Below are 14887 nucleotides of genomic sequence, written 5' to 3' on the forward strand. Positions count from 1 at the left end.
GAGATGGCCGACTCGCTTCAACTTGACGATCCCTTCAGTTGCCGTGCGGCGCTCGCAAGGCAAAGGTCGAGCGGGTGGCAAGCAGCACGTGATAGAAAAACCGCGCGCGCAGCCGGTCGCGCATCGGGTAATGCCGCGACAGCAGCACACGCCATGCGGCGGCTGATTCGCCGGCGCGCGCATAGGCGGATGCGGCGCGCGGCGCCACGCGCCGCAGCGCGTCCTCGCGCGCGGCCTGCGCGGCGGCGGGCACGCTGCTCGCGCGCAATTGCGCGAACGCGTGCATCGCCGGCAACGCGTGAGTCGATATCGATAGCGCCGTTTCGCGCGACACCGACACGAACTCATTCACGAAACAGATCGCGACCGCATCGACGCTGAGCCGCAAGCCAAAATCGAAGTCACACGCTTCGCCGACCTCGGCCGCCGCGCGGTACGCGATCCGGCGCGCGGCCAGCGTATCCACCAGATAGCCGTTATTCGGAAACATCTGGTCGATCCCTGCCAGTGCCGGCACCGGCAGGCGGCCGGCGCGTTCAGGCACACGCAGATAATCGCGGTTCAGACGTTCAGTGGCTTGCGGCCGCGGCGTGCCGTCGTCGGCGATAACGTGCTGTTTGCCGAACGCCGCGGTCAACTCGGGATACGCGTGCCAGCACGCGTCGAGACAGGTCAGTGCGTCCGGCTCAAGCAGATCGTCGTCGTGCAGCAGCACGAGCCGCGCGCCTTGCGCGCGCGCGAACAGCCGGTTCACATTGGCCGCCTGTCCGAGGCGGGGCACATTGCGTTCATAACGAATCGGGATCGGCCGCGTGCTGCGCAAGCGGCACCGCTCCACCACCTGCTGCGCGCGGTCGTCGTTCGAGTCGTCACCGATGACGATTTCAAACTCGCCATACGTCTGCGCGTGGCAGCTCTCGATGGCCTGTTCGAGCAAGGCGGGCCGATTGCAGCTCGGAATGCAGATGGAGATCAGACGCACGGTCAATTCGCTGCCGCTACCCTGCCCGGCCTCGTTCGTGGTCTCAATCATGGGGGCTCCGAAAATCGTAACGGATTTCATTTAACCCTGCCGGACCCTAATTATCTGTACGGCCACCCACACATCCGCAAAGGGCGAAGGTGCACTATCGAGTGCATACGACAGGCCGGCGCCCTCGTTTCAAGCGCGCTGCTGGGTGCGGCTGCGCACCGACAGCATCGACGATCGACCACACCATCCAATGACTTCACCCGCCGGAAAAGCGCACCATGGAAAGAAGTATCGTCAAGAACATCTTCATCAATTTTGCAGGAGCAATCGCTCCGACCTTCATCTCCCTCGTCACCGTGCCTGCCTATATCCACCTGATGGGTGTCGAGCGCTATGGGGTCATCAATCTGGTGTGGGCGCTCATCGGCTACTTCAGCGTGCTCGATCTCGGCACGAGTCTCGCCACCGAAAATCAGATCTCCAAGGCGCGCGCCGCCAATGACGACTCGATCGAGCGCATCTTCTGGAGCGCGTGGTTCATGAATCTGGGGACCGGCATCGTGGGTGGCGTGCTGGTTTACCTCGGCACGTTTCTCTACATTACGCACGGCGTGAAGATCGAGCCGGCTTTTCAGCGCGAGGTGATGGCGAGCCTGCCGTGGATCGCAGTGGCCGTGCCGATCGCGAACGTCTCGTGGGTCTTTGCCGGCGCCATCAACGGGGTGGAACGCTTCACCAGCTTCAATATCAACCAGACGCTCGGTACGGCGCTGTTCCAGCTGCTGCCACTCGCTTCGATCTTCTGCTTCTCGCCCTCGCTGGCGGTGGTGATTCCCGCCGCGGTGGTGGCCCGTCTGATCGCCGGTGTGCTGCTCGGCGCGGCGGCGTTCCGCGCGATCGGCATTCGCCGCGTGCGGATGCCGCAATGGCGCGTGATGGCCGAACTCTTTCGCTATGGCCGCTGGATGCTGATGTTCTCGGGCGCCAACATGATCGCGTCGACACTCGACCGGGTGCTGATCGGCGGGCTGCTGGGCGCGCGCTTCGTTACTTACTATGCGACCCCGCAGAACCTCATCACGCGCCTTAACCTGCTGCCGATTGCGATGGTGCGCACGCTCTTCCCGCGCCTGTCAGCCGTCTCGCGCGCCGACGCCGACGCCCTTGCGCATAGCGCCCTCGCCTTTCTGAACGGCGCCTTCACGCCGTGCGTGATCGTCGCGCTGTTCGCGCTCAAGCCTTTTCTGACGCTATGGCTGGGGCCGGCGGTCGCGGCCGCAGCGCCGGTTGCCAGCGTGCTCGTGCTGGGCGTGTGGCTGGGTGGCCAGTCGGGCATTCTGGGCATTCTGATTCAGGCGCAGACCAATCCGGCCTATATCGCGAGCGTGAACTGGCTCGAACTGCCGGTGTTCGCCGGCGCGCTGTGGTGCGGGATTCACTGGTTCGGGATCATGGGCGCGGGCGTCGTCGTCGTGACGAAGTCGCTGTTCGACTATGCCGTGCTGCTATGGTTTGCGCGACTGCATGTCTGGTCCATCGTGCGCAATATGGTGGTCCATCTCGCGTTCCTGGTCGTCGCGCTGGTGCTCTCCGAATCGATCACCGCGTTGCCGACGCTCATCGCTGCGGCACTTGTCATGGCGGCGGCGAATCTGGGCATGTCGCTGCATGGGTCCAGCGAACTCAGGAGTGTCGTCTACAAACTCTGGACGCGCGTGACGCTGTCGGCGAGTTAGTCGAGCGGTTGCAGCGGGAGGTGAAACAGGGAGTTGAAGCGGGCCACGAATTGAACTGCACGCCAAAGGTTGAATCGGTGTCCAACTTTTGGGGTGCATTTCAAATGGCGATCCGCTTTTTCAAGGCTTGTGTAAGGCATCCGGCACCGCGAGCGTGGCCGTGGCGATACCAGGCACACTGCCGCTGCGCGTCGCAATGGTCGCAAAGCGGCGCGGCTGGCAACGTGCCAACGTACGTTCGTAAATCGACAGATAGCCGTTACTCACCCGCTGCACGCTGAACGTGTCGAGGTTTTGCGCCGCCCGCGCAGCCAGCGCCGCATGCGCAACGCGATCGGTCAGGAGTAGCCCGAGCGTCTCTGACAGCGTGACCGGGTCGTGAGCCGGCACCAGCAGACCGGCCTCGCCGTCATCCAGCATTTCGGGAATGCCGCCCACCCGGGTCGCTACGATCACGCGTCCCGTCTCGCGCGCCTCGCACAGCACCAGCCCGGCCGCTTCGTAGTGCGATGCCAGCGCAAACACGTCGGCCTGCGCGAGGTAAGCACGCGGGTCGGCAACAAAGCCTTCGAAGTGCGTCTGCCCGGCAATCCCGAGTTGCCCGGCGAGTGCTTCCATCGCGGCGCGGTCGGGACCATCGCCAACGAGATACAGCACCGCGTCCGGCACGCGCTTGCTCAGCAACGCGAAGGCGTGCAGCAAATCGCCGATGCCCTTGCGTTCATACATGCCCGACACCGTGACGACGCACGGATGCGCCAATTGCGGCGCCGCGGGAACCGGCATGCCGGCGAGGCGCGGCGTGCCGATCGTGCCGTTGCGCACCACGCTCAGGCGCGTCCTGGGTATACCTCGCCGCACCATCTCCACCCCTACGGCGTCGCTGACCGCCACCACGTGATCGCCGACGCGCATCAGCGTGGCGCTTCGCTGGAACGCGTTGTGCACTGTCGTGACGAGCACGAAACGCCGCCGCAGCGCGCTCAGGCGTGCAATCAGCGCGCCCGTCATCATGTGCGCGTGCACCACGTCGGGATCGACCTGCGCGACAAGGCGTCTGAAGCCCGCCACCATGCCCGGCACACGCGACGGCCTGGGCGACTGGGGAAGCAGCACGTGACGCACGCCGTGCCGCGCCAGCAGGTTTTCGAAGCCGCCGCCCGCCGACGCCACCGTGACGTCGTGGCCGGCGCGCGCCTGCAGGCAGGCAAGGTCGATCATCACGTTGACGATACCGTTGCCGACGCTTTGCGCGTGATTGGCGAGATGGATGATTTTCATGGAGTCTGCGCAACATCCGTTGAGTGAGGGGGCGCCGCGGCGAGCGGCGCCGTCTGTGGCGTGAAGCGATACATCAGCGCTTTGCCGTGTGCGTCTTCCTCGACCAGCACGAGGTACTCGCCCGACGCGAGGCGATGAGCGGTCAGCGGCATCGGCACATCGATCCAGCCGCTCGTCGAACCGACTTCCTTGCCCGGTTCGAGCCGGCCGACATCGCGTCCGGTATCCCGGTCGTAGACGCGCACGATCGCGGTGCGGGTTTCGATGGCGAAAACGTAGTCGCCCGCGACCGCGAAGCCGCTGATCGACGACCAGTCGGGCGCGCCACGGTCGGGCAAGCCGATGATGTAGCGCAGCACCGGCTTGCCGCTCTTCCAGTGGTCATAACGCGCCAGTTGCGAGCCCGCGCTATTCCAGTTGTCCTGAACAAATGGATGCGCCGGTGTCGACCCGGAGATGAACATCGTGTCGTCAGCGGGGAAATAATTCAGGCGCGCGATGCGGTAGAACGGCGCGGGCGGCGGATACTGCCGCATCGCGGCGTAGCGGTAGATCGGATTGCCGACCCGGTCGAAACCCTCTAAAGGAAACAGGCGGATGCCCTGCGACTCCGTGCCCTGCCAGATATCGCCATGGCTATCGACCCACCACGCGCGCATCTGCGGCGCATCGGTGCTGCCGGTGTTCTGGTCGAACGCGCCGGCGGAGAAATCGCCCTTGCCGGTCGCGTCGCGCCAGATCCATTCGCCTTGAGCCGGCTGGTTGGGCGGCCACGCGCCGTCGATGTGCGACTGCGCGAACAGACCCGAAGGAATCGCCGTCTCTCGATCGGCTGTAAAGCGATAGATGCGCAGATACGACGAATACATGTCCGTCGTATAGAGCAGCCGATGTCCGTGGACATCGCGCACGAGCGGCATGCCGCGCTGGCCGCCGAGGTAGAGATGGAAATACGGATCATAGGGATAGCGGAAACGGTCGGCGGTGTAGCCGGCGTACGACCACTCCTCGCCGACCGGGCGTGTCAGGTCGAGTGTGAAGCGCTTGCTGCCGCTATAGACCGAGGGCGGCTCGCCATCGACGAACTGCGCCCCATCGACGAACAGCAGCCCTTGCAGACTGAAGCGCTGCGTACCGTCGGGCGCATAGCTCTCGATCAGCGCACCGTCGTAGGTACTCGGCCCCGTGCCGATGGGACGCGGTCCCGCACCGTTCATCGACACGTAGAGGTTGCCGGCCCGGTCCACGCCGACGCCGGTTAATCCATTGAAACGCCGCGGCCCCGGCGCACCGGCGCGGCCGGCATAAATGCCGCCCTCTTCCCCAAAACTCGCCGACAGGTGCATGCCCGCGCCCGGCTGCGCGGCGGTGGATGCCGCTGTGTCAGGACTCGCCGTGAAAACCAGGATCCGCTGGCGCACGCCGTTGTCGGCGATCAGCAGCCGCCCGCGGGTGTCGACCGTCAGATCCGCTGGCACCACGCCTGGCGGCAAGGCGAGCTCGCCCAGGCGCGCGCCATTGCGCGCACGATGGACCACGCGCTCGGCGCCTGCGGTGCGGCTGTTCTCGACGATCCACAGCGAACCGTCGGGCGCGAGCGCGAGACGGCCCGGTTCGTGCACCGGAAAACTGCCGACCGCCTGCATGGTTTGGGCGTCGAAGATCTGAACGCGGTTGTCACGCTGATTCGACACGAATAGCCGCGCCTCGTCCGCGGCAAGCCCACGGATCGCGTAATCCTCTTTACTCGAGAAAGTCGAGACCAGCAGAAACGCCAGACGGTTGCCGCCCGGCCAACTCACCTGCCCGGCAAACGGCACGCCATCGCGGATATCGGCGCGGCTGCGGCGCGCCACGCCGGTCCACACTTCGCCCTCGTGCGGCATGCGCCGGTGTTGCGCCATCTCGTTGCCAAGACTGACGACGGTTTGCGCGACGAACACGTACTCGTCGTTCACGGCGATCGCGTCGCCGCCCATCATGCCCCAGCCGTGCGACTCGCCGCCGTAGCGAACCAGTTGACCGTTACGGTACTGGCCGATCTCACCGCCGCCTTCGTCCCACGGTGCGTTCGTGAAGACTTCGCCATCAGGCGTGACAGCAAGCGCCTGCACGTCGATCTGCACCCAGCGATGATCCGCGTAGCCCCAGGTATTGCCGATCCACGAAGTGCGGTACGACAGCGACGGATGCGCGGCGGCGGCGCGTACTTCGTCGGCGGGCTTGCTAGCGGAAGCCACGAAGTTTGCACCCGGCGCGGCCCCGGTTGTCTGCGCCGGCCCCAGTGTCGTGCCGCCCCCCGGGCCACTTGCCGCGATCAGCACGAGCACCGGCAACGCCAGCGCGGCGGCGCATACGAGCCGTTCGAAAGTTTTGCGTGTGATGCGTCGCATGATCTTTTACGCGTCAGAACGCGTCGATCGCTTCGCGGTAAATCCGGGCGACCTGCGCGGCGACCACCGGCCGGTCGAAATGGCGGCGGGCATAGGTGCGGCATGCCTGCGAGTCCGGCATCACGCGCCGGCCAAGCAGGACATCGGCAATACCTTCGCCGATCGCCTTGAATCCGCCCGAGGACAGCACCAGCTCAGCCGATAACGGCGCGACCGCTTCCGGCAGACCGCCCACCGGCGTCACCAGAACCGGCGTGCCGGCGGCGAGCGATTCGATTGTTGTGAGCCCGAAGCCCTCGAGCGACACGGTCGGCACTACCGTCAAATCCGCGGCGCGATACCAGAGCGGCACCTTGTCGTCGGGCACGTAGCCGGCGAGCCGCACGTGACGCTCGAGCCCGCGCGCGGCGATGCGCGCCTGCAACTCCGCCTCCAGCGGCCCTTTGCCGGCGATCGTCAGGAGTACGTCGGGAAGCATCGGCTTGACGATGGCCATCGCATCGATCAGGTCCTCGAGTCCCATGCGCGAGACGAGCCGCCGCATGCAGAACAGCAGCGGCCGGTCCATCGGCAAACCGAGACGCTCACGCGCCTGCCGCTGCGTCACGCGGGTATCGAATTGCCCGACGTCGACACAACCGGGCACGATCCGGATGCGCGCTTCATCCACGCCGTAGGTCTCGCGCAGAATCTTCCCGAACGCCTGCGACAGCACGATGTGACGCGTGCCGCCCTGGTACACGAAGCGCTCGAGCGCAACCCGCATCGCACGCGACCAGCCGCCACCGCCGCCCGGGTACGACTCGGCCGCCCAGGGTCCATGAAAATGCACGACCTTCGGCACGTGTCTGAACAGGCCCGCGGTCGGCGCCGCGTAGAGCGCGAAATGCGTGGCGACGACGTCGGGCATCTTCGCCGCCCGCAGCGCGCGCGACTGCCTGCGCGAGCCCCACAGGCGCGTGCCGAGCGGCGCCTCTACGCCGGCGAAGGCCAGCACACTGCCACCCGACGCATTGAACACCCCGGGGCTGCCCGCCACCAGCCCACGGACATTGACGCCCTGCTCCGGCAACGTATCGATCAGCGCCTTGAACATGCGATCGAGGCCACCCGGCCGCTCGTTGAACCAGTGCATGCCGATCTGCAGCGAATCGATTGGCGCGCTCATAGGTCCACCGATGCAGTCGCACAGCCGGCCGGCAACGATTGCGCAGCGCGCCGCGCATGCACCTGCTCATAGAGCGACAAATAGCGCTCCGCCATGGCCTGCCAACTCAAGGTTCTGGCGACTTCACGCGCCGCCTGCCCCAACCGGTGGGCGTATTCGCGATCGCTCGCGAGGTGTTCGATCGCTGCGGCAAGCGCGGTCGCATCGTTGGGATCGTCGAGCACGATGCCGCTTCTGGCCGTAATCACTTCGGCGCCGCCCGCGGTCCGCACGGTAATGACCGGCAATCCCGCGGCCAGCGCTTCGAGCAGCACCAGTCCCATCGGTTCGTAACGCGAGGGGAACACGAACGCATCGACCGAACGCATCAACGCGGGCATGTCCATCACCATGTCCGTGAAGTGGACCCGTTCCGTCAACCCGAGCGACGCCACCAGCGCCGGATACGGACTATTGTGCAGAATCCCCGCGACTGCCAGATGCACGTCGGCCGAGGTGTGCACGAGTGCGTGCAGCACCGTGTCGAGATTCTTGCGCGACATGCGCAGGTCGCCTGCGAACAGCAGCATGAACGGTGCCGTCGGCAAACCGAAGCGGGCCCGCTCAGACGGACCCGGTGCGAATTCGTCGACGTCGACGCCGTTATAAATCACTTGCAGGCGCGCCCGGCCGATGCCCAGCGCGCGGACCTCGGCGGCGACCGCATGCGACACCGGCACGACGACCTCCGCATGCCGGAAAGCCCATGTTTCGCAGCCGATATTCAGTAACGTGTAGATCACCTGATACGCATCGTAGAAGCTTCGCCACAGGCGGAACGGGTAAAAACCACAGCGATACCAGCCGTCATGAACGAAATGCGCCGCATTGACATCGGCGCGCGCCCACGCGATAAAGCCGTTCACGTGAGTCACATCGAAGTCCTGACGATGTGCGCGGATCCACGCGCCGCAACGCCACGCGAACATCTGGTACTGAGCCAGTTTGGTCGGCAGCCGGCTTTCTGCGATCTGCACGAAACGCACGCGCGGGTGCTGCACCAGCTCAGGCGCCGCCCCGGTGGCGAGCAGCGTCACCGAATGACCGGCCGCGAGCGCGGCCAGCACGATCTCGTAGTTGACGCGTCCCTGCCCATCGTTTTTGCGCACGACATGGGTGACAATCAAAATCCGCATCCTGTTGTCCTTCATCTGCCTGTCTTTTTTTTAGAATCGCGCCGGAGCCGCAGCGACCGCACCGTGGCGTTCACGTGCGTAGCGCAGCGAAATCACCGGCAGCGTCACGCCGAGAAAGAAAAACATCCCCGACACCGCGGTCAGCGTGTTGATGAACACCATCATCGAGAAAATCGCCACCGCTACGCCGACGCCCGAGACCGCCAGCAGGTCGGTCGGATGCTGGCGGCTCGCGCGATACGCGCGCCACAGCAGCATGACGATGCCGGTGGTGTAAAGCAGCGTGCCCGGCCACCCCATCACGAAGGGCACCTCCATCAGACCGCTGTCGAAATTGAGCCTCGCCTGCGACGCCGTGTCGTCGGACAGCTTGCTGCCGAGGCCGGTCGTACCGAGCCCCTGGCCGGCGATATCGGTGAGCGCCGACGACATGAATGACTTGTAGAACTCCGCGCGCGCCTGGTAGCTGTCGTCCTTGCCGAGGTCCTGAATCGTGCTCAAGCGCTGCAGCACCGGTTCCGCGACCTGATCGATCATCATCAGCGGCGCAGCCACCACGGCCAGTCCGAGCACGCCGGCCATCAGCCGCCTACGGCTCTTGCCGTCGAGCATGACGAACGAGTACACCAGCGCGATCGCAAAGCCGCCCCATGTGCTGCGCGCACTGGTAAGCAGCAACACGGGAACCCCGACGCATCCGAGCACGATGCGCGCTTTACCCCGCGCGGCCAGCGACATCAGCAGGATCGTCATGAGCGTCACCGCGAAGGGGCCGCATGAATTCATCGTGCTGCTCACGCGCATGCCGAACGGCACCGGCTGCCCCTCGGACAGCATCTTCGAGGAGATCAGCCAGAACGCATCCCACGGCATCGGCGAAACGAACTCGAGCAGGCCGTACAGGCTCATCAGGAGTCCGCCATAAACGAAGGTCTTCAGCAGAACCCGGTGATAGTCCGGGTAGTGGCGCCACGTCACGGTGAGGTAAAACGCCACCATCACGGGATACAGCCAGTTGATCAGCGTAAACGTCGCCGCCGCCGGACCGACCTGCGCCATGCCGACGACAAAGGCATAGAGCAACGCGATCACGATCAGCACCAGCGGCGCCGCGCGGCGTTGCCCAAGCAACGAAACATGCTTGAGCAAGGTCAGGCCGGTGAGTGAGACAGCGAGCAACGTCGCCACCATGATCGGGCTTTGCTGATTGAACGAACCGTTGACGAAGTCCGCGAGGCGCCGCACTTCGGGCGTCAGAAAGAACAGCCAGCAGACGAAGCCGATGTAATGCGCGGGCGAGCGCCAATACAACACCAACGCCACGCCGAACGCGCCGAGCGGAAAGAAATATTCGACCAGCCCGCCCTGATGCAGAAGGATCAGGCCCAAGGTCATGGCAAACAGGAGCACCGGCAAGCTCAGCGGATGACGCAAGCCTTTGCGTCGCGGGCGCGCTGCCGGCGCGCGAGGCGTGGCCCGCTCAGGCACAAACGCCTCACCAGGCAGCGCACGCGGTTTACCCGGCGATGTCGATAGTCCAACCTGGGTGGAAGGCGTGATCAGTGTTCGCACCATTACAGGAGCTCAAACGTATTGACGAGTGCCACGCCGTCACGCTCGCGGCGGCGCGTCCCGAAGAGCGGCTGGCTGCCGCGCACCTGGCGCGTCAAGCCGATGAACGCCACGCCATGTTCGAGGTACGGCCCTTCTGTCTTGCGAAAGCTGAATTGCTCGTAGAAGTCGCGCAAACCGAGCGGCGCGCTCACCCGCGCGGCGTGCCCCGGCCAACGCTCGGCGATCGCCTGCAATACCCGTTCGAGCAACACTTCGGCGGTGCCGTCGCCGCGCCGCAGCGGGCTCGTCAGCACCTTGTCGATGGTGATTTCCGGATCTTCGGCGTCGCCGGGTTGCAGGCGTGCGTAGGCCAGGATCGGCATCGGCCGCGCCATATCCTCAACCGCGAAGACATGCAGCGCGTTCTCGTCGCGACCGTCGGCGTCAAGAAAGACGTGCGATTGCTCGACCACGAAGACCGCGCTGCGCGCCCGCAAGATCAGATACAGCTCGCGTGCCGAAAGCTGCTCGAATTCCAGCGTTTTCCAGTTCATCACGTTCCCCAGCGGTAAATAAGTTCAGCGAGCACGGTATCGCACGCCGCCTCCGACGGCCTGGCTCGACACGCCGACCTGTTGTCATGGCTACACGGTACGTCCCCGAAACGCGTGTTTCCGTGCGGCATCGCACCGACGCAGGCCTTTGACAATTCTTAAATACAAGGCGTTAGAACATGGTGTAGCTGGAAGCCGCCAAAGCGGCCCTCAGGGCACCGTGCAAGCGCGGCGAAGACGCGCGCCTGCGCCACGCGCTGCAATAAACACCAAAAGCGAAGAAGTCTGTTCGTTTTACGTCAGCAACATTCGAGAGACCGTTGACCAACAAGGGGGCACCTCAACATGAAAACCGCACTGCGACGCATCCTTTCCGAATCGGCCCGTCTCGACGTCGCGCCGGACACGCTGGCCGACGACGCCGATCTGTACGCCGCCGGCCTGTCCTCGCTCGCCACCGTGCATCTGATGCTGGCCATCGAAGATGAATTCGGCATCGAGATTCCGGATCGCATGCTGACGCGCCGGCTGTTCTCCAGCATCGATTCGATGGCCACCGCGGTCACCGAGCTGCAACAGGCGAAGGCGGCAGCATGAACGCCCCGCTGCTGGACACGGCCGCGGTGCCGGCGCCGCTCGCCGACCCCGCTGCGGTACAACCCGCCGGCGCAAGCGTCGTGCTGAGCGCGGTGGAAACCGAACCGGGCTGGCGCGCCGCGGCGCAGCGCTGCGCCGCCATAGCCGCGCAGTTCGCCGATCCGGTGGACCGCGAAGCGCGCTTTCCCCACGAAGCATTCGACGCGCTCAAGCGCGAACGGTTGTTGTCGGCGATGGTGCCGGCCGCGTTCGGCGGCGCGGGGCTCTCGCTCGCGGATGTCGCTGCGATCTGCGAAACGCTTGCGCAAGGCTGCGCTTCCACTGCGATGGTGTATGCAATGCATCAGATCCAGGTGGCCTGCATCGAGGCGTATGGCAGCGAGTCGGCATGGCACCGGCAGTTGCTCGCACAACTGGTTGAACATCAATGGCTGCTGGCTTCGGCGACCTCCGAAGAAACCATCGGCGGCAACATGCGCACCAGCGCCTGCTCGGTCGAACTCGACGGCGAGCCCGGCCAGCAGCGCTTTCGCATCGAAAAACTCGCGCCGACGATCTCGTACGGCGCGCACGCCGACGGCATCCTGGTCACCGCGCGCCGCACCGCCGAGTCGGCCGCGGCCGACCAGGTGCTGATCGTGGCGTTACGTGAAGAAACGCTGTTGGAAAAACGCGGCGGCTGGGATTCGATGGGCATGCGCGGCACCTGCAGCGAGGGCTTCCGGCTCGTCGCCACGGGTCTCGCCGAGCAGATCCTGCCGACACCGTTCGCCGATATCGCGGATCAGACCATGCTGCCGGTGTCGCACACGCTGTGGGCTTCGGTATGGACGGGCGTCGCCAGCGACGCGGTGAATCGCGCGAAAGCCTTCTTTCGCGCGCAGGCCCGCTCGAAACCCGGCTCGATTCCGCCGGCCGGCCTGCGCCTCGCCGAAGCGGTCGGCCTGCTGCAGATGATGCAGGCGCGCCTGTCGGTCGCGCTCGAAGCCGCGCGCACCGCCCACCACGCGAAACACGGCGGCTGCCAGGCCGACGCGCCGCTCTCGGCGATGCTCGGCTTCGCTTCCGACATGAACACGCTGAAGACCAGCATCTCGACCACCGCACTGCAAGTCGTGCAGGAAGTGCTGATGATCTGCGGCATGGCGGGCTACAAGAACGGCACGGAATACAGCGTGGGACGGCATCTGCGCGACCTCTACTCCGCGCCGCTGATGATCAATAACGACCGTATCGCGCAGAACACGGCAAGCCTGTTGCTCGCGCAACGTCCTGCCGCCCCGGGGAGAGCCTGACATGAACACGATGACCGATACCGCCGCGCTCGCCGCTGCCGCTCCGGAATCTTCGGCGCCGACTTTCCGCGACGAACTGCTGGCCACGGGCCTGCTGATCGATACCGGCGAAAACGGCCTGTACGGTCGCAGCCAGGTTTTCGAAGACGTGGTGGACCGTCTGAACGTGGCGATCACGCATCTCGGCGCGGACCAGCAGCCCGAAGTGCTGCGCTTTCCGCCCGCCATGCGCCGCACCGATTTCGAAGACAGCGAATATCTGAAGAGCTTTCCGAACCTCGCCGGCACGATCCACTCGTTCTGCGGCAACGACATGGGCCACCAGCGCCTGTTGCGCGCACTCGACGACGCGATGACCGAGCGCGACGATGAACGCAGCGAAGAATGGATGGCGCAGCAAAAACCGACCCGCGTGGTACTTACGCCGGCCGCCTGCTATCCGATCTATCCGGTGATGGCGCGGCGCGGCCCGCTGCCCGCAGACGGCCGCACCATCGACGTGCTGTCGTATTGCTTCCGCCACGAACCCTCGCTCGATCCGGGCCGCATGCAGATGTTCCGGCAGCGCGAATACGTGCGCCTCGGCAACGCCGAACAGGTAATGGCATTCCGGCAGATGTGGGTCGAACGCGGCTCGCTGCTGATTACGCTGCTGCAACTGCCGATGGAAGTGGATCTCGCCAACGATCCGTTCTTCGGCCGCGGCGGCAAGATCGTCGCCGATAGCCAGCGTGCCCAGGCGCTCAAGTTCGAACTGCTGATTCCGGTGGCCGACCCGCGCGGCAAGACCGCGTGCCTCTCGTTCAACTATCACATGGACCACTTCGGCGCGATCTGGAAGATCGAGTGCGAAGACGGCGCGGTGGCGCACACGGGCTGCGTCGGCTTCGGCATGGAACGCATCACGCTGGCGCTATTCCGTCATCATGGGCTCGACGTCAACGCGTGGCCCGACGACGTGCGCGCGCTGCTGTGGGGCGACACCGAGGCACGCGTGGCGCAGGGCATGCAGTCGGCGTCCACGGTAGCTGAACAGGGTGCCGGAGATAGCGCATGAATCCATCCCTGATCCCCGTGCCGAAGGGCGTGCCGTCCGCCTTTGCGTTGCCCCGCCGGCTCGACCTGCCGGCTCAGGGCGGCGCGGCCGCGCCTGCCACGCCGCTGCGCCAGCACGCACCGCACGCGCTGCATCAAGGCGAGCGCGTCTGGCAGGAGACCAACTGCTACGTCGACCTGTGGATCGAACTGCTGCATGGCTTCGGGCTCGATCCGCGCGCGGCGTTCGGCTTTACCGTCACGCAGGACTTCGAAGGCGATCAGTTCACCTTCTTCAAATTTCCACTCGAAGACCTCGAGCGGCTGTACGGCACTCAGGTGCAGGAACTGGCGATCTACGACTCGCTCGAAGCCCGCGTGCTCGCGCAGACCTTGCGCGGCCATACCGTGCTGGTGGAAGTGGACGGCTATTACCTGCCGAATACGCGCGCCACGTCATATCGGCGCGAGCATCCGAAAACCACGGTGGGGATCGACTTTATCGATCCCCCGGCACACCGTCTCGGCTATTTCCACAACACCGGCTATCACCTGCTCGACGGCGAAGACTACGACGGCGTGTTCCGCAAGCTGCCGCAATTCGCGCAGCAGCCCGATCTGTTGTTTCCGTATGTTGAATTCGCCAAGCAGGCGCGGCCCGCGCTGGAAGGCACCGCGCTCGCCGAAGCCTCGGCGGAATTGTTGTGCGCGCATCTGAACCGGCGGCCGCTGACTAACCCCATCTCGCAGTGGCGCGCCGCGTTTCCCGCGCATCTCGATACGCTGCTCGAACGCGGCGAGGCGTTCTTCCACCCCTACTCGTTCAACCTGATGCGGCAGCTCGGCGCGAACTTCGAATTTCTCTCGAAGTATCTGTTGTGGCTCTCCGCGCAAGGCTTCGACATGCCGGCGGCGATCCCGGAGGCGGCGCAGCGTATCGCGTCGGAGTCGATGGTGATGCAGTTCAGGCTCGTGCGAGCGATCACGCGCGGACGCCGCGATTCGTGTGAAGACTGCTTCGACGTGCTCGAAAGCGCCTATGAAAAGACGCTGCCGCCACTCGCCGCGCTTGTGCTGTAACGAGCTCGTTTCGAGCTTCAGGAAATCGCCGTGGATGTGCTGACGA

At 65.2% G+C, this 14887-nt stretch carries 12 protein-coding genes; 5 read left to right on the forward strand and 7 right to left on the reverse strand.

Annotated elements, in window-relative coordinates; genetic code table 11:
* Nucleotides 1-34: 34 nt before the first annotated feature.
* The gene (locus M0D67_RS12385; protein ID WP_154561361.1) at nt 35-1033 is read right to left on the reverse strand and encodes a glycosyltransferase family 2 protein; all 999 of its coding nucleotides are present in this window, start codon (nt 1031-1033) and stop codon (nt 35-37) included.
* A gap of 218 nt (nt 1034-1251) precedes the next feature.
* Here M0D67_RS12385 and M0D67_RS12390 point away from each other — a divergent pair, with 218 nt between their 5' ends.
* Nucleotides 1252-2709, forward strand: coding sequence for an oligosaccharide flippase family protein (locus M0D67_RS12390; protein ID WP_074284441.1), 1458 nt, complete (start codon nt 1252-1254; stop codon nt 2707-2709).
* Nucleotides 2710-2829: 120 nt separating this feature from the next.
* Here M0D67_RS12390 and M0D67_RS12395 read toward each other — a convergent pair whose 3' ends face one another.
* The 6 genes from M0D67_RS12395 to M0D67_RS12420 are packed head-to-tail and all read right to left on the reverse strand — an operon-like array spanning nt 2830 to nt 10834.
* A complete protein-coding gene (locus M0D67_RS12395) occupies nt 2830-3990 on the reverse strand; it encodes a glycosyltransferase (RefSeq protein WP_154561363.1) in 1161 nt (386 codons plus the stop codon).
* The gene (locus tag M0D67_RS12400) at nt 3987-6383 is read right to left on the reverse strand and encodes a hypothetical protein (RefSeq protein WP_154561365.1); all 2397 of its coding nucleotides are present in this window, start codon (nt 6381-6383) and stop codon (nt 3987-3989) included. Before M0D67_RS12400 ends, M0D67_RS12395 begins: the two co-directional genes overlap by 4 nt.
* 13 nt (nt 6384-6396) lie before the next feature.
* A complete protein-coding gene (locus M0D67_RS12405; RefSeq protein ID WP_154561367.1) occupies nt 6397-7551 on the reverse strand; it encodes a glycosyltransferase family 4 protein in 1155 nt (384 codons plus the stop codon).
* On the reverse strand, nt 7548-8726 hold the full coding sequence (locus M0D67_RS12410) for a glycosyltransferase family 4 protein (protein WP_154561369.1): 1179 nt from the start codon (nt 8724-8726) through the stop codon (nt 7548-7550). The genes M0D67_RS12405 and M0D67_RS12410 overlap by 4 nt, the downstream gene beginning before the upstream one ends.
* 30 nt (nt 8727-8756) lie before the next feature.
* On the reverse strand, nt 8757-10301 hold the full coding sequence (locus tag M0D67_RS12415) for an O-antigen ligase (protein WP_171926434.1): 1545 nt from the start codon (nt 10299-10301) through the stop codon (nt 8757-8759).
* Entirely contained in the window at nt 10301-10834 is a 534-nt protein-coding gene (locus M0D67_RS12420; protein ID WP_154561373.1) for a GNAT family N-acetyltransferase, read from the reverse strand. Before M0D67_RS12420 ends, M0D67_RS12415 begins: the two co-directional genes overlap by 1 nt.
* Before the next feature lie 345 nt (nt 10835-11179).
* Between M0D67_RS12420 and M0D67_RS12425 the strand changes: the two genes are divergently transcribed.
* From M0D67_RS12425 to M0D67_RS12440, 4 genes are read left to right on the forward strand one after another with little or no spacing between them, the layout of a single operon-like run.
* Nucleotides 11180-11431 carry an acyl carrier protein gene (locus M0D67_RS12425; RefSeq protein WP_154561375.1) on the forward strand — a complete coding sequence of 84 codons (252 nt, stop codon included), beginning with the start codon at nt 11180-11182 and terminating at the stop codon, nt 11429-11431.
* Nucleotides 11428-12726, forward strand: coding sequence for an acyl-CoA dehydrogenase family protein (locus M0D67_RS12430; RefSeq protein ID WP_154561377.1), 1299 nt, complete (start codon nt 11428-11430; stop codon nt 12724-12726). Before M0D67_RS12425 ends, M0D67_RS12430 begins: the two co-directional genes overlap by 4 nt.
* 1 nt (nt 12727) lies before the next feature.
* Nucleotides 12728-13783, forward strand: coding sequence for an amino acid--[acyl-carrier-protein] ligase (locus tag M0D67_RS12435; protein WP_266238893.1), 1056 nt, complete (start codon nt 12728-12730; stop codon nt 13781-13783).
* The gene (locus M0D67_RS12440) at nt 13780-14841 is read left to right on the forward strand and encodes a DUF1839 family protein (protein ID WP_154561381.1); all 1062 of its coding nucleotides are present in this window, start codon (nt 13780-13782) and stop codon (nt 14839-14841) included. The genes M0D67_RS12435 and M0D67_RS12440 overlap by 4 nt, the downstream gene beginning before the upstream one ends.
* Nucleotides 14842-14887 lie beyond the last annotated feature (46 nt).

The organism is Paraburkholderia sp. SECH4, from assembly GCF_030511745.1.
Classification (GTDB): Bacteria; Pseudomonadota; Gammaproteobacteria; order Burkholderiales; family Burkholderiaceae; genus Paraburkholderia; species Paraburkholderia madseniana.